The sequence below is a fragment of the Mycobacterium sp. JS623 genome (assembly GCF_000328565.1).
Taxonomy (GTDB): Bacteria; Actinomycetota; Actinomycetes; order Mycobacteriales; family Mycobacteriaceae; genus Mycobacterium.
In genome coordinates this window covers 5,191,910-5,212,070 of record NC_019966.1, presented here as the reverse complement: position 1 = coordinate 5,212,070, position 20,161 = coordinate 5,191,910, and the positions used below count along the sequence as shown (strand labels likewise).

At 64.7% G+C, this 20,161-nt stretch carries 16 protein-coding genes, 1 tRNA gene and 2 pseudogenes; 9 read left to right on the top strand and 10 right to left on the bottom strand.

Annotation, left to right across the window (positions count from 1 at the left end):
• Window positions 1-516: 516 nt before the first annotated feature.
• The 4 genes from mscL to MYCSM_RS25355 form a co-directional block, all read right to left on the bottom strand.
• The gene (gene mscL, locus MYCSM_RS25365) at window positions 517-984 is read right to left on the bottom strand and encodes a large-conductance mechanosensitive channel protein MscL (protein ID WP_015309029.1); all 468 of its coding nucleotides are present in this window, start codon (window positions 982-984) and stop codon (window positions 517-519) included.
• Window positions 985-1,162: 178 nt separating this feature from the next.
• A complete protein-coding gene (locus tag MYCSM_RS25360) occupies window positions 1,163-1,816 on the bottom strand; it encodes an SAF domain-containing protein (protein WP_015309028.1) in 654 nt (217 codons plus the stop codon).
• A gap of 72 nt (window positions 1,817-1,888) precedes the next feature.
• A complete protein-coding gene (locus MYCSM_RS36245; RefSeq protein WP_015309027.1) occupies window positions 1,889-2,224 on the bottom strand; it encodes an FmdB family zinc ribbon protein in 336 nt (111 codons plus the stop codon).
• Window positions 2,225-2,315: 91 nt separating this feature from the next.
• Entirely contained in the window at window positions 2,316-2,909 is a 594-nt protein-coding gene (locus MYCSM_RS25355; protein ID WP_015309026.1) for a 5-formyltetrahydrofolate cyclo-ligase, read from the bottom strand.
• Between the two features lie 87 nt (window positions 2,910-2,996).
• Here MYCSM_RS25355 and MYCSM_RS25350 point away from each other — a divergent pair, with 87 nt between their 5' ends.
• From MYCSM_RS25350 to MYCSM_RS36235, 7 genes are all read left to right on the top strand, one after another.
• Entirely contained in the window at window positions 2,997-3,908 is a 912-nt protein-coding gene (locus MYCSM_RS25350; protein ID WP_015309025.1) for a UTP--glucose-1-phosphate uridylyltransferase, read from the top strand.
• Between the two features lie 38 nt (window positions 3,909-3,946).
• On the top strand, window positions 3,947-5,221 hold the full coding sequence (gene glp, locus MYCSM_RS25345; RefSeq protein ID WP_015309024.1) for a molybdotransferase-like divisome protein Glp: 1,275 nt from the start codon (window positions 3,947-3,949) through the stop codon (window positions 5,219-5,221).
• Window positions 5,222-5,240: 19 nt separating this feature from the next.
• On the top strand, window positions 5,241-5,894 hold the full coding sequence (locus MYCSM_RS25340) for a GNAT family N-acetyltransferase (protein WP_041312667.1): 654 nt from the start codon (window positions 5,241-5,243) through the stop codon (window positions 5,892-5,894).
• A 236-nt stretch (window positions 5,895-6,130) separates the two neighbouring features.
• Entirely contained in the window at window positions 6,131-7,192 is a 1,062-nt protein-coding gene (gene sepX / locus MYCSM_RS25335; RefSeq protein ID WP_015309022.1) for a divisome protein SepX/GlpR, read from the top strand.
• A 54-nt stretch (window positions 7,193-7,246) separates the two neighbouring features.
• A tRNA-Ala gene (locus MYCSM_RS25330) sits at window positions 7,247-7,319 on the top strand.
• A 125-nt stretch (window positions 7,320-7,444) separates the two neighbouring features.
• A complete protein-coding gene (locus MYCSM_RS36240; RefSeq protein WP_157681396.1) occupies window positions 7,445-7,828 on the top strand; it encodes an N-terminal phage integrase SAM-like domain-containing protein in 384 nt (127 codons plus the stop codon).
• 39 nt (window positions 7,829-7,867) lie between these two features.
• The gene (locus tag MYCSM_RS36235; RefSeq protein ID WP_083906341.1) at window positions 7,868-8,473 is read left to right on the top strand and encodes a site-specific integrase; all 606 of its coding nucleotides are present in this window, start codon (window positions 7,868-7,870) and stop codon (window positions 8,471-8,473) included.
• A 387-nt stretch (window positions 8,474-8,860) separates the two neighbouring features.
• On the opposite strand, the gene MYCSM_RS25320 is transcribed toward MYCSM_RS36235, so the two are convergent.
• From MYCSM_RS25320 to MYCSM_RS38430, 3 genes are all read right to left on the bottom strand, one after another.
• On the bottom strand, window positions 8,861-9,973 hold the full coding sequence (locus tag MYCSM_RS25320; protein WP_157681395.1) for an adenylate/guanylate cyclase domain-containing protein: 1,113 nt from the start codon (window positions 9,971-9,973) through the stop codon (window positions 8,861-8,863).
• A 15-nt stretch (window positions 9,974-9,988) separates the two neighbouring features.
• On the bottom strand, window positions 9,989-10,480 hold the full coding sequence (locus MYCSM_RS25315) for a universal stress protein (protein WP_015309020.1): 492 nt from the start codon (window positions 10,478-10,480) through the stop codon (window positions 9,989-9,991).
• Window positions 10,481-10,924: 444 nt separating this feature from the next.
• Entirely contained in the window at window positions 10,925-11,218 is a 294-nt protein-coding gene (locus MYCSM_RS38430) for a helix-turn-helix transcriptional regulator (protein WP_015309018.1), read from the bottom strand.
• Window positions 11,219-11,604: 386 nt separating this feature from the next.
• Between MYCSM_RS38430 and mobF the strand changes: the two are divergent.
• Window positions 11,605-14,432, top strand: a pseudogene (gene mobF, locus MYCSM_RS25300) (MobF family relaxase); the annotation flags it as partial.
• On the opposite strand, the pseudogene MYCSM_RS25295 reads toward mobF, so the two are convergent.
• Both MYCSM_RS25295 and MYCSM_RS25290 read right to left on the bottom strand, forming a co-directional pair.
• Window positions 14,398-15,392 (bottom strand): annotated as a pseudogene (locus tag MYCSM_RS25295) (AAA family ATPase); the annotation flags it as partial. The pseudogenes mobF and MYCSM_RS25295 sit on opposite strands and share 35 nt — an antisense overlap.
• 66 nt (window positions 15,393-15,458) lie before the next feature.
• Window positions 15,459-16,985 (bottom strand): adenylate/guanylate cyclase domain-containing protein, encoded by a 1,527-nt coding sequence (locus MYCSM_RS25290; protein ID WP_015309016.1) that lies wholly within the window; start codon window positions 16,983-16,985, stop codon window positions 15,459-15,461.
• Window positions 16,986-17,112: 127 nt separating this feature from the next.
• Between MYCSM_RS25290 and MYCSM_RS25285 the strand changes: the two genes are divergently transcribed.
• Window positions 17,113-18,435 (top strand): adenylate/guanylate cyclase domain-containing protein, encoded by a 1,323-nt coding sequence (locus MYCSM_RS25285; RefSeq protein ID WP_015309015.1) that lies wholly within the window; start codon window positions 17,113-17,115, stop codon window positions 18,433-18,435.
• 63 nt (window positions 18,436-18,498) lie between these two features.
• Here MYCSM_RS25285 and MYCSM_RS25280 read toward each other — a convergent pair whose 3' ends face one another.
• Window positions 18,499-19,722 (bottom strand): IS110 family transposase, encoded by a 1,224-nt coding sequence (locus MYCSM_RS25280; RefSeq protein WP_041314959.1) that lies wholly within the window; start codon window positions 19,720-19,722, stop codon window positions 18,499-18,501.
• Window positions 19,723-20,161 lie beyond the last annotated feature (439 nt).

The following is a 20,161-nucleotide window of genomic DNA, read 5'->3' as shown; positions in this document are numbered from 1 at the left end:
CGTGCGGCCCAGGCATCTGCCGGTTAATGTATGTGGGTGCCGAGACTGACTTTGATAAGCGTCGCGTGTGCTATCGGAATGTACGCGTTTTCGGCGCCGATACATGCGCTGGCCGATGACGCGGTCCTGCCAAACGTCAATGCGTTTCAGCCTGTGAAGCCGAGTGATTATTCGGTGATGGAGGGCGCTTGGTATGCGTTTGCCACTCCGGAAGGTCTGACGTGTGTCCTGGATCGCCGGAATGGTGGCTACGGATGCAGTGGAGCGATCCCAGCTGCTCCCAGGGGAGCGAATATTGTGAGTGCGGGGCCAACAGGTCCTCCTGATTTCGCTAGCGGCGACCGTCCGCTGTACGGCGACATTGGCCAGCCAGTCAAAGCGTTGCCGACGAACAGCCGGCTGAGCGTCGGCACCATCAGCTGCGGCACCGATGGCGTGGCCACGTCATGCGTCAACACACGAGACCAGACAGGGTTTGTCATCAGTCCTGCTGGTAGCTTCGTTATCCGCCGCTGATCAACTGGTTGCCTGTCCGAGCTCGGATTTGTCGGCGCTCGTAGTCTTGGCGGTGTCCGGGCTGGGGCCGGCCACGGTCTTGCCGCTTGCGCCGTTCGTCTCGGCGAGGATGTTGCGGATCTCGGTCAGCAGGCTCAGCTCGGTGTCCTGAGCCTGCTCGACCTCCCCCTTCTTCCGAAGCCGGTTGTACGGAAGGACCACGAGGAAATAGACCACCGCAGCGACAAGAATGAAGTTGATGGCCGCCGACAGCAGGATGTTCAGGTCAATGGCCTGGCCCCCGCCGATGCCGATCCGCAGGATGCCGTAGTCGGAATCGGGGCCCGCGCCGATGCGGCTGATCAACGGCTGGATGATGCTTTCGGTGAACTTCGTGACCAAGCCCGTGAACGCGGTGCCGATCACCACCGCGACGGACAGGTCGACGATGTTGCCCCGCGAGAGAAACTCCTTGAAGCCCTTCAACATGCGCTCAGATCCCTCCTGCAGTCGTGTGCTGTCTACGGCAAATACGAACTTAGTCGGGTTGGGCATGGGTTGGTCGATGCTCGGTGCTGACTTCGCGGGATCAACTTGCGCGGCAATCGATACGAACGGAGCGGTGATGCTGGGGGCTCCGGTGCCCGTCCCGCCGCACTGGCGGCGCTCAGTGGAAGGTGAGCGTCACGGTCTGAAGCAGCGCCGCCGCTGCCACCTCATTCGCGGCGTGCGCGCCGACGGCCACGAGCACGACGCGGTCGCTTCCATTGCCTGCGCCCTTCGGCTTCTCGGACACGAGGACGACAACGGCATTCGTCGCAACCAACTTCGGTCTGGCGTCGGTACCGGACTCGGTGCCCGCGGCGAGCACGTCGACGACATCGCCGGGGCGGACCAGATCCAACACGGCGCTGTCGGCCAGAGGGAGCGGCACGATGCGGGCGTCGGGGCCCGCCACCGATTCGGCCAGTCGAGGTCCCAGCACCCGCACGTCGGTCAGCATCTCGCCGCGGCGGGCAGGACCGGCGAGCGTCGCACCCACAACGGCATCGATATTCGACTGTGCGCCGTCGGGAACCGTTGCCGCCGTGCGGTTTTCGAGCCGGACATCGTCTGCGGTCAGTTCGACGCCTGAGGCAAGGTCACGCGTCGCGACGACGATCTCGGTGCGATCACCGTGTGGGTCGGCGCGCAGCGCGACGACAGCGGCCAGGATAACCAGCGCACCCGCGGCGGTGCGGCGGGCGGCAAGCGTGCGCGACCAGTCCGGCCGCGCGGCCAGCAGCCGGCTCAGAACAGACGGATTGAGCGAATCCCCCATGCGGCCACGCTAAGGCGCGGCGGCACAGTCATGGTGCGGAAGCCGTCCGCGGCTGTGGATAACTCCGCGGCGTCAGCTCGATGCGGCGGCCGCGGGAGCAGAGCTTGTCGAGCTGGAGCTCGAGCCATTGGAAGACGACTTGTCCGACGACGAGGACGACGAACTGGCGGTGGACTCCGAGCTCGAGCCGTTGGACGAACTCGACGAGCTCTTCGCGGCGCTCTTGGCCGAATCGCGGCTGTCAGTGCGGTAGAAACCGCTGCCCTTGAAAACCACTCCCACATTGCCGAACAGCTTGCGCAGCCGACCGTTGCACTTGGCGCAGGTGGTCAGCGCGCTATCGCTGAAGGCCTGCACTGCGTCGAACCGGTCGCCGCACTCCGTGCACGCATAGGAATAGGTAGGCACAAAAACCTCCGAGATGGTCAAACTTCTTAGCACTCTACCGGCTCAAGTGCTAGAACCGCTATGTGGGCTCGATCATTCCCATGTCTGATCGCTACTCCAACGCGGTCAAGCCGCTGTTCGGCGTCAGCGCATGCGTCATCCGGACGTCGTGCGGTTCGGCGGGCAACCGTTCGACCAACTCGTCGTCGCGTACGACGGCCACCAGTCGCGCGGCGGGCGCGGCCAACGGCAGCGAGCGGTCGTAGAAGCCTGCGCCACGGCCCAACCGCACCCCGGTCCGATCGACCGCGAGCGCCGGCACCAACACCGCCGAGGCGACGGCGATGGCATCGGCGGGCAGCCACGGCTGCGTGGGCTCCAGCAAACCGAACCGTGCCTGCACCAGGCCGCCGGGGCGGTACTCGCCCCACAGCAGTGGCACCGGCAACCCCGCCGCGTCGTGGTGGGCGACCGGCAGCAGCACCCGAACTTCGCGACGCAGCAGGGAGTCGATCAGCTCCACCGAGCCGGGCTCTGAACCGACAGGCACGTAGGCGCATACGGTTTCACCGGCTTCGATGAAGGTTGGAAGATGTTCGCACAGCGCATGAGCCTCGGCGTCGTGTAGCTGAGGCGCGAGAGCACGGCGAGCCGTCAGGATCTCGGCTCGTAGCTCCGTCTTCGTCGAGTGCGCCACGGCGTCCACGATGACAGCCTCTTCGCAGGAGTCGCAAAACGCACGCAATACAATCCTTCGCGGCCTAACCGAGCTAAGACCGTTAGGGTGTGAACGATGACACGGCCTGAGGTACCGATTCCGCACACTGCGGTCGTCCCCGCAGCGGGTTTGGGAACCCGGTTTCTGCCCGCGACCAAGACAGTGCCGAAGGAATTGCTGCCCGTCGTCGACACGCCCGGCATCGAATTGGTGGCCGCGGAGGCGGCCGAAGCGGGTGCCGAACGGCTGATCATCGTCACCTCTGAAGGCAAGGACAGCGTTGTCGCCCACTTCGTCGAGGACCTGGTGCTCGAGGGGACGCTGGAGGCCCGCGGCAAGACGTCCATGCTGGAGAAGGTGCGGCGCGCACCGGCCCTGATCAAGGTCGAGTCGGTGGTGCAGGCCGAACCCCTTGGCCTCGGGCATGCCGTCGGATGCGTGGAAGGCAGTCTGGCGCCCGACGAAGACGCGATCGCGGTGCTGCTGCCCGACGATCTGGTGTTGCCGACCGGCGTGCTGGAAACCATGTCGAAGGTGCGCGCCAAACGCGGCGGCTCGGTGCTGTGCGCAATCGAGGTGGATCCCACCGAGATAAGCGCCTACGGCGTGTTCGACGTCGAGAAGGTGCCAGATACCAACAACCCCAACGTGTTACGCGTCAAGGGCATGGTGGAGAAGCCGAAGGCTGAAGACGCACCGTCGCCGTATGCGGCAGCGGGACGCTATGTGCTGGACCGTGCCATCTTCGACGCGCTCAAGCGGGTTCCGCATGGCGCCGGCGGCGAGATTCAGTTGACCGACGCCATCGCGCTGTTGATCAAGGAGGGACATCCAGTACACGTCGTCGTGCATCGCGGGTCTCGACACGACCTCGGAAATCCTGGCGGCTATCTCAAGGCTGCGGTTGACTTTGCATTGAAGCGCGACGACTACGGCCCCGAGTTGCGGCGGTGGTTGGTGGAGCGATTAGGGCTGATCGACTGCTGATACGCCACGACGGCTCCTGAACGGCAGAAAGGCGTGCAGTGCGTTCGGTGGAGGAGCAGCAGGCCCGGGTAGCGGCCGCCGCGGTGGCGCCACGACCCGTCCGGGTGGCGATCGCCGAAGCCCAAGGATTGATGTGCGCAGAGGAGGTCGTCACCGAACGCCCGCTGCCGGGGTTCGATCAGGCGGCCATCGACGGTTACGCCGTGCGGAGTGTGGACGTGCTGGGCGTCGGTGGCGACGATGACGGTGACGGCTCGGACTCTGACGACGACGCAGGCCGCGAAGTCAGCCTTCCGGTGATGGGCTCGATCGAGGCTGGGGCCCGGACGCCGAGCCGGCTGCAGCCGCGGCAGGCCGCACGTGTGCAGACCGGCGCGCCGATGCCGACGCTCGCGGATGCGGTGCTGCCGTTGCGGTGGACCGACGGCGGCGAGTCAAGGGTGACGGTGCTGCGTGGCGTGCGGTCCGGGGCCTACGTCCGTCGCACCGGCGACGACGTCCAGCCTGGCGACGTCGCCGTGCGGGCAGGCACGATCGTCGGCGCGGCCCAGGTCGGTCTGCTGGCGGCCGTCGGTCGTGAGCGCGTGCTGGTGCACCCGCGGCCCCGGCTCTCGGTGATGTGCGTCGGCGGTGAACTCGTCGACATTTCCCGGACGCCGGGCAACGGGCAGGTCTATGACGTCAATTCCTATGCCCTGGCCGCGGCGGGCCGCGACGCCGGCGCCGAGGTGACCCGCGTCGGCATCGTCGACACCGACCCCAAGGAACTGCGGGAAGTTGTTGAGGGCCAAGTCAATCGCGCAGAGGTGGTGGTGATCGCAGGCGCGGTCGGAGGCGCCGCCGCCGAAAGCGTCCGCTCGGTGCTCGCCCAACTCGGCGACATGGAAGTCACGCGCATCGCGATGCATCCCGGGTCGGTGCAAGGCTTCGGCCAACTGGGCCCTGAGGGGGTGCCGGTGTTCCTGCTGCCTGCCAATCCGGTGAGCGCGCTGGTGGTCTTCGAGGTGATGGTGCGACCGCTGATCCGGCTGACGCTCGGCAAGCGCCAGCCGATGCGCAGGGTCGTGCAGGCCCGCACGCTGTCTCCGATCTCGTCAGTGGCGGGCCGTAAGGGCTATCTGCGTGGCCAGTTGATGCGCGACCAGGACACCGGCGAGTACTTGGTGCAGGCCCTCGGCGGTGCTCCGGGAGCGTCGTCGCATCTGCTCGCAACACTCGCCGAAGCAAACTGCTTGGTGGTGGTTCCGACCGAGGCCGAACAAGTCCGCACCGGCGAGATCGTCGACGTCGCGTTTTTGGCGCAGCGCGGCTGAACGACAGCGGCGTGTCGTCATGAACCTGTGGCGTTCGACTTCATTGCATCCCGGATGGCCGATGCCGGTCGGCCCGCTGCGGGTCGCAGGGGGATTGGTGCGACTGCGTCCCGTGCGTCTGCGCGATGCATCGTCCTGGAGCCGGATCAGGCTGGCCGACCGTGCACACCTGGAACCCTGGGAGCCGGTAACCGAGGTGAATTGGGAAGTGCGACATGCAGTTTCGTCGTGGCCTTCGGTCTGTTCAGGGCTGCGGTCCGAGGCCCGCAAGGGCCGGATGTTGCCATACGTGATCGAGGTGGACGGGGAGTTCACCGGTCAACTGACGATCGGCAACGTGACGCACGGCGCGCTGCGGTCGGCGTGGATCGGCTATTGGGTGGCCAGCTCGGCCACCGGTGGCGGGATCGCGACGGCCGCGCTGGCGCTGGGGCTCGACCACTGTTTCGGGCCGGTCATGCTGCACCGGGTCGAGGCGACGGTGCGGCCGGAGAACGCCGCGAGCCGCGCAGTGCTGGCAAAGGTCGGCTTTCGCGAGGAAGGACTGCTGCGGCGCTACCTCGACGTCGACGGCGCTTGGCGCGATCACCTGCTGGTGGCCATCACCACCGAAGAGCTCAACGGTTCTGCCGCGGGCGCATTGGTGCGGGAAGGCCACGCACAGTGGGCCTGATTCGTCGCTAGCAGGCCTCCGTCGCCGATTTCTGCCTCAGGACTGTGTCGCCTGCCGAAATCACGACCGTGGTGCAGAAGTCGGCGCCAGCGAAGAAGCCGCCGTTGTTACCAATGTGACATTTGTGACTGATGGTGCTTGTCACCGCTGAATTACAGGTGTGTAATTGACCTCGGCGCGCCGCCCATGGATGCGCTGGTCACGGACCTAGCCTGAAGGGGAAAGGAGCAGGCGCCATGCCAAGCATCCCCCAATCCCTCTTGTGGATCTCCCTCGTCGTGCTCTGGCTCTTCGTGCTGGTTCCGATGTTGATCAGCAAGCGCGATGCCGTTCGCCGCACCAGCGACGTGGCATTGGCGACGCGCGTCCTGAACACCGGCCGCGGTGCGCGGTTGCTACGGCGTGGCAGGCCTGCGGCCGGACACAACAGCGATCCGCACTGGCAACCGTCGGACGACGATCTCGACGATGACCTCGACGAAGAACCCCACGACGAGTCGACAGAGCGCGCGGTGGTGCGCGTCGCGGCAGTGCAGTCCGAGTTCGACAGCGAGCCGGACTACCTCGACGTCGACGTCATCGACGAGGACTCAGGCGCGTTACCGGTGGGCGCTTCGGCGAACGAGGCAGTCGCAGAGGACGAGCCCGGGGGCCAAACCGGCGAGCTGCCATTGGATTTCGGCGAGGAACCCGGGGCCGACGAACTCCTCGCCGACGAGGCGGAAGCCGAGTACGGACCCGAGGCCGAGTACGAGCCCGATGCAGAGTACGAGCCCGATGGCACCGAGGACGAATACGAGTACGTCGACGATTCCTCGGGCCTGGAGGCGCCGTCGGACACCGATCTGCAGATCGCCGAGTCGATCAGCGCCGCGCGCCGGCGGCGGGCCGAGGCCAGGGCCGTCACGATCGACGCGCGCAAATACAAGTTCCGCAAGCGGATGCTGATGGTGCTGACGGTGGCGACGATCGTCGCCGGTATCGCGGGGGTCACCCTGAACCCGATTGCGTGGTGGGCGTGCGGATCTATTGGCGCGCTCACACTGCTGTATCTGGCGTACCTGCGTCGTCAGACCCGAATCGAGGAGCGGCTGCGGCGGCGCCGCGCCCAGCGGATCGCGCGGTCGAGGCTGGGCGTAGAGAACACCGACGATCACGAGTTCGACGTCGTTCCGTCGCGGCTTCGGCGACCTGGCTCGGTGGTGCTGGAGATCGACGACGAGGACCCGATATTCGAGCACCTCGACTACGCCCCTTTCGCGCGCGACTTCGACCTTCCGCACGCTGCCGGCCAATAGCCAATCGATTTTCGGCGGCGGCGCCGAGGCTGGTAGCCTGTGCTACCGGTACCAGGGGCTATGGCGCAGTTGGTAGCGCGACTCGTTCGCATCGAGTAGGTCAGGGGTTCGAATCCCCTTAGCTCCACAAAGTTTACGCAGCTCAGAGGTGCTTTCCAAAGTTGCGTCGGGAACGACGTAACACTTCACGTAACATCAAGGGTTGCGGCAAGCATCCACGCCCAAAGGAATCGCGCCGGAAACACCTACCGCGTGCTGTGGCGCCAGGACGGCCGCCAGCGCTCGCTGACGTTCGAAAACCTGCCTGCCGCAGAGCGTTTCAAAACTCTGCTGGAAGACCACGGTCCCGACGAGGCGCTGCGCATCATTGAGTTAGACGAGATCGGCCGCCATGTCCCGACGGTCAGCGAGTGGCTGCGCACCCACATCGACAACCTGACCCGGGTCCAGCCGGCCACCCTCGCGCGATACCGCACCTACGTGGCCCGCGATATCGGCCCAGTGTTCGGCTCGATGCCTATTACCGCCGTTACCGAGACGACGATCGCCAAGTGGGTGAAACAGCTTGGTGGCAGCGGCAAGACCATCGCTAACAAACACGGATTCCTGTCCGGGGCGTTCAACGCCGCGGTGTGAGCTGCGGTTGTTCCGTCCAATCCGTGCCAGGGGCGACGGTTGCCGCACACGCGCGTCGAGGAGACGGTCTTCCTCACACCGGACGAGTTCCGACTGCTGCGTGACCACATCGAACGCGACCGCTGGAAGAACCTGGCCACGTGGCTGGTCACCACCGGCATGCGATTCTCAGAGGCGACTGCGCTTAGTGCCGCCGACATCGATAGGAAGGCCAAGACGTGCCGAATCAATAAGGCCTGGAAGTACTCCGGTGACTACCGGCCCGAGATCGGGCCGCCCAAGACGAAGAAATCGATCCGCACGATCAGCCTGCCGCCGGCGGCGCTGGAGGTCATCGACCTCACAGCGCCGGGCTTCCTGTTCACTAACGGCGCCGGCAATCCGGTTCGTGCGCAGGAGTTCTTCAACGGCGGCTGGAAGCCGGGACGTGAGAGTGCGATGAAGGCTGGGCTGACGAAGTCACCGCGTGTGCACGACCTCAGACACACGTGTGCCTCTTGGATGATTCAGGCCGGGGTGCCGTTGCCGGTCATACAACAACACCTTGGTCATGAGTCCATTCAGACGACAATTGGCGTATACGGCCATCTCGACCGACGAAGCGCACAGGCGGCGGCAGACGCTATCGGGTCGGCGCTCGGCTAACCGACTCGTTCGAATTGCTCTACAAGCGACTGTCGTCGACGTGTAACAGACGTTGCCCGATACCCAGCATGACTGCTAATGCCCCGACGCGGCCTATAAACCTGGCGTTCCCCATTGCAGTTTCCTTCGTGTCTTACTGCGATCATGAAAACGGTGCCGGCGTTCGTGATGGCACCTAACGAGACGGTAATCGCGACCTCGTCGCCAGGCACAAGTAGAGCACTACATGTTATTGCGTGGACCAGACTTCAATGACTACTCGTTTAGCCAGTTGTTGGTCCTTTAGTGGGACGTCTAGGCGGCTTCATCAAGCCATTCCTGCCGAAGAATGCGTGATCAATACACCCTTGCGGGTAGCGGACCGTTTGTGGTGTTTTTTACCTGGACTTAGTTGGTCAAGTGGGTTACCTGGAAAAGCTGTACTTGGCCCCGTACACCTTTGAGGCGACGTGTACCCGCGGGGCTCCATCTGAAAGAAGATGAACCGGCAGAATGGCGCACAGACTCCGCGGCCAGCACCGTACCCGCACGTGCGATTGCGGTAATACGGCTGGCCACATTGACCGGTTTGCCGAACCAGTCACCGGCGCGGCTGACTGCCATCCCGGCCGCAACGCCGACCCGCAGCCTAGGCAACCCCTCCTGTGCCGCGAGGTTCACCAATTCGAGGGCTGCGCTCAGCAGCGGATCGGGTTCAGGGCACACGAACATGACGGCGTCGCCGATCGTCTTGATGAACCGAACCGGACCACCCTCCACTTCGTGGGCAAGTGAGGTGAGACGACTAGCCACATGCTCGAGTTCCTCGGGAGATAGCACCTCACCTAAGCGAGTGAAACCCGTGAGGTCAGCGAATGCCACTGCAACTGTTCGAGCGCCGGGCAGTTTCCCGGCTGACAGCTCGGCGGCGCTCACCCACTCTGTTTCGAACGTATGGCGTAGTTGCAACATGAGAATGGCTACAACAAGTGGGCCAAGCTGCGGTGCGGCGAGCTCTGCCATCCGCTCCGCGGCCTGAGCTAACTCAGTTTCGCTAGCGCCCGGTTTCACCCAAATCTTGAAACCAGCATCACGCATCGTCGCCGCAGTACGGCGCAGTCCGTCAGACAGCACGCGCATGACGGCCACCGCATCATCGGGCTCAGCGCCGAAGTCGATGAAGGTTTTCGCTTGGGCGGCGGCCTCCACGTCAGCTCTCGGCAGAACGGCTGCATCGGGATCCTCTATTCGGGGCAGGCCAGCCGCTCGTTGCAGACGCTGCAAGAGATCCAAATCGATGCCGCTCGATTCGCAGATCTGACGGGCCGACACAAAACTGCCATCGTCGCCCAGCACTCGGTAAGAGGGCAGCAGCATGGGGGCCGCGCGCGACGCGCGGATCTGTTGCATGCTGAAGCCGCGATCAAGCAACCAACCAATGAGCTCTTCGCGGTCCCGGCGCCCTTTTCCTTCAAGGCCGTGAAGCAGACCCGACGCCTCAATGTCAACCTCGATCCCCACAGAGCCAGCCATTCCTCAGTCGGTGGTGTGGACGATCAGGACGTCGGTCTTGGACCTGCGCAAGACGTTGCCCGGCACCGAGCCAATCCACTTGTCGCTGCGCGTTCCCAGGCCCACGTTGCCGACTACCAACAGATCCGCCTTAACCTCCTTGGCGAGGCGGGAGAGCGCGTGTACCGGATCACCCGCAATCGGTCGCGCCTCGATATTTCTCGCCCCAGCCGCCCTGGCCCGCTCGCTGGCCTCCCGCAGAACCGCATATACGGGTGCCATGCCGTGCATCTTGTAGTCGCCCTCGGCCCCGAGGACGACCTCGGCGCGGCCATCAAGCACACCGTCCGGACGGGCTGGTCTTCCCCACCCACCCTTGTCCACATTGCGCAGGTGCGCCGTCGCGATGATCAACTTCGCGTTATTTGCCGCGGCGAACGCGGCTGCGTGGTCGACCGCACGCAATGACGTGTCCGAGCCATCAGTGCCGACCACCAGGGTCTGATAGGCGCCCATTTCCCTCCCCGTAGAAACCCGACGGCGGCTCAACCTCCCCACACGAAGACCGTCACTGAACACGAAACGGACCGCCGACCAACCGGAGTGCTGTCCGCCTTGCCGTTGGCGGTGCTCGAATCAGACAACCACCACCACCTCGTATTGACCAAGGGGTAAACGATCAAACACTTCCCCCGAGAATCGCAATTGCTCAAGCGCCGTGCTGCCGGAGTCGACGGCCGTAGCGACTGTGCCTGGAGAGTCCGGATGGCGACGGTGGATCGGTCGGCCGTGCGTCGATGCACATCGACTCAATTGCTGCTTCGATCTGAGCCTCCGTCATCGCCCACCGCCCCGCGCGTTTCATCCCGGCGAAAGTTCGGTCGCGAAGCTTCGAACGAAGATACGACTCGGAGAATCCGAGAATGCGCGCCGCCTCTGCGAGGTCGTAGATGATTGGAATCATCGCTGGTTCCTCACAGTGTCGGCGTCGGTGGCCCGCGGTGCCGCGCTGGCGATCGGTTCGGCGGCCTCACGCGTTGGTGCGCCGCGCTCAGTCCCGTCCTGGCGGTCCTGGATCCGCTCGGCCTCCCAGTCGGCGATGTCGCTGAGACGGTATCGAACGTGTCGACCCATACGCGCATAGCGCGGACCGGTTCCCATCGAGGCCCACTGTGCGAGAGTCTTGACCGGTAGCTTGTATCGATCGGCGAGTTCCTGGCGGCTGAGCCACTGCTCATTGATGTTGTTGCTCAAGGTGTTTCGACCCTTCCCACCTGCGATCAACGCGGTATTACATGAGCGTAAGCCCGCGCAAGCACTGCTTCAGGCGGAAGTTTCGGGACCGACGACGACGTCGACCCAGCCCATGCATGGGCCGGGCGGCGCAATCCACCCAACCCAGAACCCAATTTCCACCACAATGCTCAACCATTCTCAATCTTCTACCATCCGCGCCCAGCACCACTGATCTATGCTCAGCGCACACCAAACAACTTGGAATACAAACGATTCCGCCAAATTCCTTTCAAAATCTCTGCGTGGCACATTGGCACAGGGGTGCAATACTTGTTTCAGGCGCGCTTACGCACCCCCGAAACAAGCTCCTCCTCAACGGAGTTCGCGATCTAAGGCTGGCGGCGATGTTGACGATTTCGCGTCTGAATCGGTTCGGTATCGCCTACTACAACGACACCGCCGACCAAGCCACGCAAGCGTCGATGGACCGCCAACGCGCCAATGGTGGTCTGGGGGAGTATTACTCCGAAGGTGACAGCCGCACACCCACCTGGCTGATCGTCGGCGACACCGAGAGCATCGCTGACACAACGGGACTCAGCGGCGCCGCGCTGGATGGTGGTGAGGTCGACACCGAGACGGCCCGGATGTGGCTGGATGAGGGCCGCGCCCCGTCGGGTGCCCGGGGACGGATGTTCACCGAGAACAGTGTGCACGGTTTCGATCTGACCTTCGCCGCCCCGAAAGTGTGTCGCTGCTGCGCGCGCTGACCGATGACCTCGGCGAGAAAGTGATGGTGGCCGCTCATCTTCGCGCTGTGCAGGCGGCGATGAAGTATCTGCACCGGCACGCCGCTTATACCCGGGTTCACAACCCGATCACCGGGATGAAGGATCTGCAGCGCCTGCCGGGTTTGGTGGCGATCGCCTACCAGCACGAGACCTCACGCTGCGGGGACCCACACTTACACACTCATGTGATCGTGCCCAACCGCCAACCCCGCGCCGACGGTCAGCTGGTCAGTATTGATTCCAAGTCGCTGTATCACGAGGCCAAGGCCGCCGGAATGATTTATCAGGCCACACTGCGTCACGAGTTGCACGTCGAACGCGGCTTCGAATTCGCGCCCATCGATGCGCACACCGGGATGGCCGACATCGCCGGCGTCACCTGCGAGTCGATTCGGGCGTGGTCGCAGCGCTCCACCCGGCTGCGCGAATGGGCCCGCGACAACCTGGTGCTGGTCGACGGCCACCCCAGCGCGGCGCAGTTGGCCGCCGCGCAGAAGGCCACCCGCCCCGCCAAACCCGAATCCCTGGCATGGGCGCAGCTCAAGGAGCAGTGGCGCGCCGATGCGCGCGGCCTGGTGGTGGATCGCGACGCGCACTACCGCGCGCGCGCCGAGCGCCGCGCCCGCGCCGCGCACCACGCCAGCGCCGCGCAGCTGGGCGCGCACCGCGCCAGCGCCGCGCAATTCAGCGCGCACACTGCGGCGGCGGCCGCGCACATCGATAAGGCCGCGTTCACCCGCGCCGACCTGGTGAAGCTACTAACCGCCCAGCTGCCGATCGACGCACCCGGTGAGCCGGGTGAACTGGTGGAGCGCGCCGTCGATGCGGTCGCGGTACCCATCAATGCGCCGCGCGCCGCGCACGAACGTGAAGGCCACCAGCGCTACACCCTGGCCGCGATCATCGCCGAAGAAGAACAAATCCTGGACATGGTGGATGCGCGCGACAACCGCGCGCGCCTCGATGTACGTGCTGAGGACTGCGCGGCCTTGTCGACGGGGCAGGCGCGCGCGGTGAGCGCGATCGCGGCCTCCCCGTTCCTGGTGCAGCCGTTGGCCGCGCCCGCGGGCGCGGGCAAAACCCACTCCCTGACCGCGTTGCGCGCCGCGGCGCATCGGGCGCGCAAACAGGTGCTGGTGCTCGCGCCGACCGGCAAGGCCGTCGATGAAGCCCTCAACGGCGGCGCCGGCGATGAGGGCCTGACCGTCGCCAAAGCCCTGAGCCTCCTCGCTGACAGTCAACTGCGGCTCGATCACTCCACGGTGGTGATCGTGGATGAAGCCTCCATGCTGGGCACCCCCGATCTCGGCACCCTGCTATCGGCCGCGACACGGGCGCGGGCGAAGGTGGTGCTGGTCGGCAATGCCCACCAACTGGCGCCGGTCAAAGCCCGCGGCGGCATGTTCGAACAACTCTGCGCTGATCTGCCCTGGAGCCAACACCTCACCGAAGTCTGGCGCGTGCAAGACCCCCAGGAGCGCGACGCCTCCCTCGCACTGCGCTGCGCACACGGCCACCGGTTGCGCAGCGCGGTCAAGTGGTACCGCACCCAGCGTCGGCTGCACACCGGGGACCCGATCGCGATGGCCGCCGACGCCCTGCACGCCTACCTCGCCGACCGCGCGAACGGCAAAGACGTGCTGTTGGTGTGTGACACCTGGGAGATGGCCGACGCGCTGAACCGCCGCCTACACGACACCCTCACCGAGGGTCCCAGTGTGAGAGCCGCCCGCGACCCACACATCCGCATCGGCGATGTGATCATCAGCCGCGCCAACGACCCCACCATCGCGCTGCACCCCGGCCCTAATAACACGGCGGGCTCGTTGGATCAGGTTCGTAACGGCAACCGCTGGCGCGTCGCGGGCATCGATGTCGCCACCAATCGGCTTGCCGCCGAACGGCTGTCCGACGGTGCCCGCACCGTCTTCGACGGCGACTACCTCACCGAGCACATCACTTTGGGCTACGCCACCACCGTGCACGCCGCCCAAGGCGTCACCACCGACACCTGCCACGCCATCCTCGGCGAGACCGCCTCCCGGGCCATGGCTTATGTCGCCATGACCCGCGGCCGCCACACCAACCACGCCTACCTCTACCACAAACTCAACCACGAAGCCGACCACCAACACGCCACACCCATCACCGCACCAGAAATCCACCAACTGCACCGCGGCGACAAATACTGTGCCGCAGCCGCTTTCCGCACCATCCTGGCCAACGACGACCGACCCACCACCATGCACACCGCAGCCGAACACACGCCGACCGAACTACTCCCCAACATCGTCGCAGAGACGCTTCAACGTAACCAGCAGCGCCGCAGCACACGCCGAACGATCTGGAACCAACACCTCAAAACCGTCGACGCCTGGCACACCGCATACGAACGCCTGGCTGCCGCGGCCACCCGCTCAGCCGAACCTGGGCGATCCCAAGAACTTCTCGGCTGGTGGCCAAGACCCGTACAGTCGCGGACTGTTCGAGGATTGCTTCGATCAAATCGGCGGCGGCGTCAAGGACGTGCTCGCAGTTATCTATGACCAACAGCCTCACACGACCCTCTAATGCCGCGGCCACCGATTCGCGGACCGTTCTGCCTGGTTGTTGGGTTATGCCAAACTGCGGCTACGGCGTCGGGCACTGCTGCCGGATCAGTGACCGCTGCCAATTCGAAAACCCAAACACCGTCAGGAAACTCATCGGTCAATTGGGCCGCGACTTCCAACGCGAGACGGGTCTTGCCGACGCCGCCCACCCCGGTCAGAGTGATCAACCGGTGTGCTCGCACGGCTGCTGCAATCTCGCTGATGTCGGACTCGCGCCCGATGAAGCTGGTGGTCGCAGGTCGCAGATTCCCCGGCGTGGTGTCGAGTGCCCGCAGCGGCGGGAAGTTCATGCAGAGACCCTCGGCCCTTAACTGAAACACCCCGACGGGCATCGGGATATCGCGCAGCCGTCGCGGTCCGAGATCGACCAGATCGACTCCGCTGACCAGACTCGCTGTCGAGTCGGCCACCAAGATCTGGCCGCCGTGCCCTCCTGCCATCACTCGTGCGGCCCGGTTGAGGACCGTGCCGAAGTAGTCGCCGTCGCGCAGTTCGGCCTCGCCGGTAGCGATGCCCGTCCGCACCGGCAACTCAAGAGCTAGCTGTGCCGCAACAGCCGCGTCGACAGCCGCCTTTGGCGATGCGAATGCCGCAACCACACCGTCTCCGGTGTGGCTGAAGAGGAAGCCGCCATGCTTCTCTATCGCGGTGCGCAGCGCCGCGTCATGGGCGAGCAGGGCCGCCCGCATCAACTCCGCGTCTGACTCCCACCGGCGGGTCGAACCCCTCAATATCGGTGAACAATAATGTCACAACCCCGGAAGGCGGCACCGCCGCGGACACTCGCACAGAATGTCACATAAATCCCTGTTCAACGCCGCAAGGTGACGAACTTTTGAGACTCTCGTATGTGGTCTATATCGAGACGCGGCCTTTCGGGTCGAGACCGAACACCTGTACGGCGGTTGACTTACCTTTCAAGGCATGCGATCCGCGATCGGCGAGTCCTGACGGTCTGGACGCCAACGCGTCGACGGTCTGCTCGGTCAGCAGGATCACGTCGCCCGTTGTCTTGGTCAACTGTTCGACGCGGGCGGCTACGTTGGTGGTGTCGCCGATCAGGGTGAACTCCAGATGACTTCCGCCGCCGATGGTGCCCGCGATCACCACACCGGTATTGATTCCAATGCCGACCCGAAGGTCCCCGCCGAATTGCTCGGCGACCAGACGCTGAATCAGCACACCAGCGTTCACCGCCGCATCAGCATGATTCGCAAGATCATGAGGAGCGCCGAAGACCGCCAGCGCACCGTCACCGAGGAACTTGTTAACGTGCCCACCGGCGTCAACAACGGCAGGCACCACAATCTCGAACAATGCGTTGAGTCGGGCGACCGTGTCCTCGGCGGTGTTCGCTTCGGCGAACGGCGTGAAGTCGCGGACGTCAACGAACATCACCGTCACCTCACGGCGCTCCCCAGTGAACACGTCATCACCCTGCTCAAGCAGGCGTGCAGCGAGGGCGGGATCGACGTAGGTGCCGAACGCGGCCCGAAGGCGCTGCCGCTCAGCCAAACCGGCCTGCATCCGGTTAAACGACGCGGACAGTGCCCCGAGGTCATCGTCTTGCACAACCGGAAGGCGTTGGGTGTAATCGCCCGCCGCGACACGTTCAGTTCCGGCTGCGAGGTCGCGTATAGGACGCAGAGACGGCGCCACAACTGTGCCGACTGTGATCGGTACACCCAAGATAAGTGCCAACGTCGTCGCGATCGCCACGGCAAGCACCGCCGGAGGAACATCACCGCTCCTATCGAGCACGATCCCCAACCCCACGCCCATGGCGGCGAACCAAAACAATGAGCCCAAGGTCGAGAGGTTCAGCCACGTCGCAAATGTCGGACGAGCGCGGGGGAGGCCGTCGCCGATCGGTTGATCCCCGGCAAGGGCTGCCCTAATCGGTCGCACTGCTGCCTCGAAAAAGGCGTGCGTAGTCACCAGCGTCGCAGCGAATCCAGTTGCTGCGCCAAGGATCCCGTACTGGACAAGCGTCACACCGCTCGCACCGGCGATCGCACCGACAACTATCAAGAGGAGGGCGGCCGAGGCCGGCATGAAGCCCAACGAACGCGCCAACGCCGCCCGAGCCCACGTGTAAGTCGCGTCCAAAGCGCCCGCACGATCGACCTCAAGCCCAGCCGCCCACCGTTGGGCAATGCGAAAAACCTGGTTACCGGGAAGCATCACCACCAGTGCCATCACCGCCACCGCAACAGCGGTTGCAGCCGTAGCCTCGACGTAACGAGATGACTTCTCCAAAGCAACTATGACCGACGACCAAACCAGGTACGCCGACAACATCTCTGCGAACGTGATCAGCCAGACCGCCCACGGGTACCTCGCCCCGTACCGATCCCACGCCCACTGCCAAATGCGGTCCATGCCGGGAGACTAAACGCCAGCTATCCCAGATCCATCTGGATGAACAATTAGGAATCTGATGTCCTCGGATGTCAACCACTGTGGCTGAGAGCGAAAACTTGACCCGCCCTCGGCATACACTTCCGCCGTGTTCTCCGAGACGCGCTATGCGATGAACGGAGACTTGCGCGTCGCCTACCGCGCGTCGGCCGAAGGTGTGCGCGACATCGTGGTCGTCTCTAACTGGTTTGCGAACTGCGAACTCCTTCCGGAACTCGCGCCCGTTCGTGGGTGGGTCGAGGCGATGACATCGCTCGGTCGCCTAATCCTCTTCGACCAGCCGGGCACGGGAGTGTCCGATGCTGTCACGCCGGGCGCGCTGCCGACGTTGGAGCAATGGGCCGACAGCATCACCGCGGTGCTCGACGATCTACAAAGTCGTGAAGCGGTCCTCGTCGCGGTCGTCGGCGCATTTCCGGCTGCGGCATTCTTCGCGGCAACATACCCATCTCGCACGACAGCGCTGGTGTCGCTTGAGGGCTACTCAGACCCACTCGATGACCACGGAGGTGGTGAGGGGCCGATTTCTGAAGAGGGCGTCGCCGCAATGGTCGCCGCGTGGGGCACTGGAGAATTCCAGCATCTACTCAATCCGGACATGCCGTGGAACGAGGACATCCGGGCGACGTGGGCCCGATACGAACGCCTTACGGCGAGCCCGGCGACTGTCGCACTGATGGCCCCACTCGCGCGATTGAATGTACGGGCGTTACTTCCGACGATCCGCGTCCCCACTGTCGTCGTGCACCACAACCACGACGAGACGATCACGCCCGAGTGGGGCAAGAACGTCGCGGATCGCATATCGGGGGCGAAGTACGTCCAGCTTCCGGGGCGCAACGTCTACCACTTCGTCGAACCATGGCGGGCATCGTTCCAGGAGATCGCCGAGTTCCTCACTGGCCACCAGGCTGAGGTGGCCGATGATCGAGTGCTGGCCACGGTGCTGTTCACCGACATCGTGGAGTCGACACGGCTCGCCGCGGACATGGGCGACCGTGACTGGCATGCGCTGCTCGATGCGCACGATGCAGTGGTCCGGTCGCAACTCGCACGCTTCCGGGGCCGTGAGGTGAATACGTCAGGCGACGGCTTCCTCGCGACATTCGACGGTCCGCAACGAGCGATCCGCTCCGCTATGGCAATTCGCGACGCCGTGCAAGCGCTCGGCATCGAGGTACGTGCCGGGTTGCACACCGGCGAGTGCGAGGTCCGCGGTGACGACATCGGCGGGATCGCCGTGCACATCGGGGCGCGGGTGAGCGCACTTGCGCGGCCGAACGACGTGCTCGTGTCCAGCACGCTGCGCGACCTGGTGATCGGGTCGGGTATCGAGTTCGAGGACCGCGGTGCCCACCAGCTCAAGGGCGTGCCCGGCGAGTGGCACCTGTTTGCGGTCGTCTCGGCATAGGAGACGTCTGTTTCTGAACAGCCGCTGAGTTCGCCGACCTGGACATCCCAGGTTCGTAAGTTGTCAAGCGGCTTGGTTGCTGGGTGTGGTTTGGCGATGTGCCCAAGCTTTGTGTTCGTCGTAGGCGGTGTGGTGGCGTAGGCAGCCGTGCAGGATGCCGACGAGCCGGTTTCCCAGGGCCCGTAGTGCTTGGTGGTGGGTGTCGCCGGCGGCGCGGTGCTGGCCGTAGAAGACGCGGGCGCCGGGGCTTGTGGACAGGGCACAGAAGGCCCATTGGTCGATGGCGTCGTAGAGGCGTCGGTTGCGGACGTGGCGGGCCAGCACGGCGTGTTTCTTACCCGACGCGACGGTCAATGGTGATGTTCCGGCGTAGTTCTTGCGAGACTTGGCGTCGGTGTAACGATTCGGGTCGTCCCCGAATTCACCGAGCACCCGGGCGCCGAGCACAACACCGAGTCCTGGCAGGGAGAGGTAGATGTCGGCGTCCGGGTGTGTCTCAAAATGTGTCGCCAGCTCGGTTTCGAGGTCGGCGATCTGGCGGTTCAACTCGACGATGATGCCCACCGCGGCTCGGGTGGTCGCCCCGAACGCGGCGGTCACCGCGGCGGGGGCGGCGAGTTGATCGGTCCGTAGCATTTCCTGAATCTGCAGTGCCCGGCTGTCGAGATTACGTTGGCGCCCAGCCTGTTTGAGTGCTGACCGGATTTTCGACAGACTCCGGCCCGCGGCCTGGGCTGGGGTGGGTGCACGCCCCAGGATAGCCAGCGCATCGTGGCCTGCCAGGTCGTCAAACGCCTCCAGTGCCGCCGGGTAATACTCCCGCAACGCACTACGCAGGGCGTTGGTGTGCCGGATCCGGGCCCAGATCAGGTTCTGGTGTCCGCGGGCGAGAACCTTGATCGCCTCGACGGCTGCGGTGTCACCGGCGATCGGGCGGTGGTTGTGCCGGTCGGTGCGCACCAGATCAGCCAACACCTTGGCGTCCCCGGCATCGGACTTCGCCCCGGAGACCTGATGGCGCTCGCGGTAGCGAGCGACCGCGAGCGGGTTAACCGCGAACACCTGATAGCCAGCCGCGCTCAGTGCCTCGACCCACAAGCCGCGGTCGGTTTCGATGCCGATCACCACATGGCCGGCCTCTTCAGCGTGCGCGGCCACCAGCTCGTGGAACCCGCGGATACCCGGGAGTCCTTCAGGTAGCCGTCGCGACGCCAGCCGGGCACCGTCAACGTCCATCAGGTAGACGTCGTGGTGGTCTTCGGCCCAATCGTCTCCAACGAAGATCAGCGGGATCACCCCTCCTCAATCGATGTGGTCGAACATGTCCGAGCCCAAGGACACCCGGCGGCAACCTAATGGATCAGTGCTCTCGCGGCACGACACCCCATCAGCGCTCAAGGTGACCTCACCAAACCGACCGGGGCACGATCTAGGACTAGGAATCGATCATTCACTCCAGGCTGAAGAAGTGCTCACCGGCCGGCGGCTCGGGATCAGCGTCCCCCGATCAACCAATTACTGGTCGAAGGCGCGCTGGTCGATCCCCATTAGGCTGAATTGGGCAGCCAGCGAGAATCGCGACTGACATTCGAGGCTCTCGTATGTCGTGTAAATCGAGACATGCGTGCCCGGGCTGCGTCGGCAGTGAGCTAAGGGGATGGCAGCGTCATCGCAACGGCCTTGCTCATGGCCAGCTTGTTCGGTTTCTCATTCCAAGCCGTGGGGC